2 protein-coding genes and 1 pseudogene are annotated in these 2,882 nt (G+C 65.7%); all 3 read left to right on the top strand.

The window, feature by feature from the left end; translation table 11 throughout:
• Positions 1-213, top strand: a pseudogene (gene mhpB / locus QOD90_RS19220) (3-carboxyethylcatechol 2,3-dioxygenase); the annotation flags it as partial.
• Complete coding sequence (locus tag QOD90_RS19215; protein ID WP_526352422.1) at positions 210-1,961, top strand: FAD-dependent oxidoreductase; 1,752 nt, start codon at positions 210-212, stop codon at positions 1,959-1,961. The pseudogene mhpB and the gene QOD90_RS19215, both read left to right, overlap by 4 nt.
• A gap of 2 nt (positions 1,962-1,963) precedes the next feature.
• On the top strand, positions 1,964-2,882 hold a 919-nt coding region (locus tag QOD90_RS19210), incomplete at its 3' end, for an LLM class flavin-dependent oxidoreductase (protein WP_526352421.1).

Here is a 2,882-nt window from a genome sequence, read left to right as displayed (position 1 = left end):
CTGCTGGACGCCAACCGGGTCGCCGACGTCGACGGCTGGTCGAACGCGTGGATCGCCGCCGAGGCGGGCAACTCTGCCCACGAAGTCCGCACGTGGATAGCGGCTTTCGCGGCGCTGGCCACCCAGGGGCCATACGAGACGAAGGAGCGTTACTACCGCGCTGCTCCCGAGTTGATCGCCGGTTTCGCGGTCCGGACGGCGGAGACGTCATGACACTTCCCGTGTTCGACCACGAGGTCGACGTGCTCGTCGTCGGATCAGGCGGTGGCGGCATGACCGCCGCGCTCAAGGCCGACGCCGACGGCCTCGACGCCCTGATCGTCGAGAAGTCCTCTCAGTTCGGTGGTTCCACCGCTCTCTCAGGTGGCGGCATCTGGGTACCGGGTGCACCGGCACAGAGACGGGCCGGTTATGAGCCGTCGCGGGACGACGTCTTCACCTATTTGAAGCAGATCACCGACGGCCTCGTCAGCGATGCCCGGTTGCGGCAGTACGTCGATGCCGCCCCGGAGATGATGGAATTCTTGGAGAACTCGAGCCCGTGGTTCGAGTTCGTCTGGAAGCCGGGATACGCCGACTATTACCCCGAACTTCCCGGCGGCTCCGAGCGCGGCAGCACCATCAACGTGCCCGAGATCGACCTGCGAAAGCTCGGTGACGAAGAGCGCAGCCTTCTGACGCCGTTGGCGTTGGCGCCCATGGGCATCTGGTTCGCACCCAAGGACCTGCGACTGTTCTACCAGGTACGCCAGAACTGGCGAGGGAAGGCGGTGCTGCTCAAACTCATCTGGAGGATGTTCCGGGCGAGGGTGTTCGGTGACCGGATGGCCGCGATCGGGCAGTCACTGATGGCGCGAATGCGGCTGGCCCTCAAGGAACACGACGTACCGCTGTGGCTCGACGCACCCATGACGGAGTTGATCACCGACGTCGACGGCAAGGTCGTCGGCGCCGTCGTCGAACGCAACGGCACGGCCCAGCGGATCGGAGTCCGGCGCGGCGTGATCCTGGCATCCGGCGGGTTCGACCACGACATGGCCTGGCGCAGGGAACACCTGCCCGAACTGCAGAAGGACTGGAGTTTCGGCAATCCCGCAGCCATGGGTGACGGGATCAGGGCGGGGGAGAAGGTCGGTGCCTCCACCGACCTGCTTGACGAAGCCTGGTGGTTCCCCGCCATGTGCTGGCCCGACGGCAGGCTGCAGTTCATGCTCAACGAGCGAATGATGCCGTCGCAGATCGTCGTCAACGGCGACGGGAAGCGGTTCATCAACGAGGCTGCGCCCTACATGGACTTCGCCCACGCGATGATCGAGGGCCAACGCACCGGCGTCAGCCACATACCGTGCTGGCTCGTCACCGACATCGGCTCATTCCACCGGTATGTCGTCGGCGGTCACCTGCCCATTCCCAAGGTGCCGTTCGCACCCGTGCCCACCGGAAGGAAGGTGCCCAAGGCGTGGCTGGATTCCGGTGTGGTCAAGCAGGGCAGCAGCTTTGACGACCTGGCCGCCCAGATCGGCGTGCCCGCCGGCAACCTGCGCCACACCGTCGAGCGATTCAACGCGTTGGCCCGCAAGGGGCACGACGACGACTTCAACCGCGGTGACAGCGCCTACGACAACTACTACGGCGACCCGACGTTGCCGAACCCCAACCTGCATCCGCTTGGCAAGGGCCCGTACTACGCCTTCCAGATCATCCTCGGCGACCTCGGGACGTCCGGCGGTCTACGCACCGACGAGTTCGCCCGTGTCCTTCGCCAGGACGACACGGTGATCGACGGGCTGTACGCGACGGGCAATGCCACCGCGGCGGTGATGGGCCGCAGCTACGCAGGTGCCGGTGCGACCATCGGCCCCGCCATGACGTTCGGGTACGTAGCCGCCAAGCACATCGGTTCGATGAACGACGACCAGCACACCACTAGCGATTCGACGCTCGACACTTATCGGAGGTAATCATGAAGATCTCATTGTTTTACGAGTTCGCGCTCCCGCGACCGTGGGTCGCCGACGACGAGCAGCAGTTGTTTCAGGACGGTCTGGACGAGGTCGAGCTGGCGGACGAGGCGGGCTTCTCGACGGTCTGGCTGACCGAACACCACTTCCTCGAGGAGTACTGCCACTCGACCGCGCCAGAGATGTTCCTCGCCGCGGCGAGCCAGCGCACCAAGGACATTCGGCTCGGCTTCGGCATCATGCACCTTCCTCCCGCCGTCAACCATCCGGCCCGGGTGGCGGAGCGGGTCTCCACGCTGGACCTCATCTCCAACGGCCGAGTCGAGTTCGGCACCGGTGAATCGTCCTCGGTCGGTGAGCTCGGAGGCTTCAACATCGATCCAGCCGACAAGCGGGGACAGTGGGAGGAGGCCCTCGAGGTCGCCATCCGCTGCATGACGGAGGAGCCGTTCACCGGCTTCAAGGGCCAGCACATCGAGATGCCGGCGCGCAACGTGATCCCCAAGCCGTCGCAGCAGCCGCATCCACCCGTCTGGGTGGCATGTACCCGACCGTCCTCGGTCCAGATGGCCGCGCAAAAGGCCATCGGCGCACTGAGTTTCGCATACACGGGACCGGGGCCGCTCAAGGAGCGCGTCGACGGCTACTACCGGGAACTCGAGGAGAACGGCTCACCCGTCACACCGGTGATGAACCCCAACATCCTGGCCATCGGCGGCGACCTGTCGATGATGGTGGCCAAGACCGACGAGCAGGCCGTGCAGAGGCTCGGCGTCGGCGGTGGGTTCTTCTCGTTCGGGATCATGCACTACTACATGACCGGCATGCACACCCCGGGCCGGACCGGAGTCTGGGAGCGCTACCTCGAAGAGGTCGACGCCGACCCGACGCTGGCGTACGGTCCCGGCCGCGGCGCGATCG

It is taken from the genome of Mycobacterium sp., assembly GCF_032161845.1.
Classification (GTDB): domain Bacteria; phylum Actinomycetota; class Actinomycetes; order Mycobacteriales; family Mycobacteriaceae; genus Mycobacterium.
This window is presented reverse-complemented; position numbering and strand designations above follow the sequence as displayed.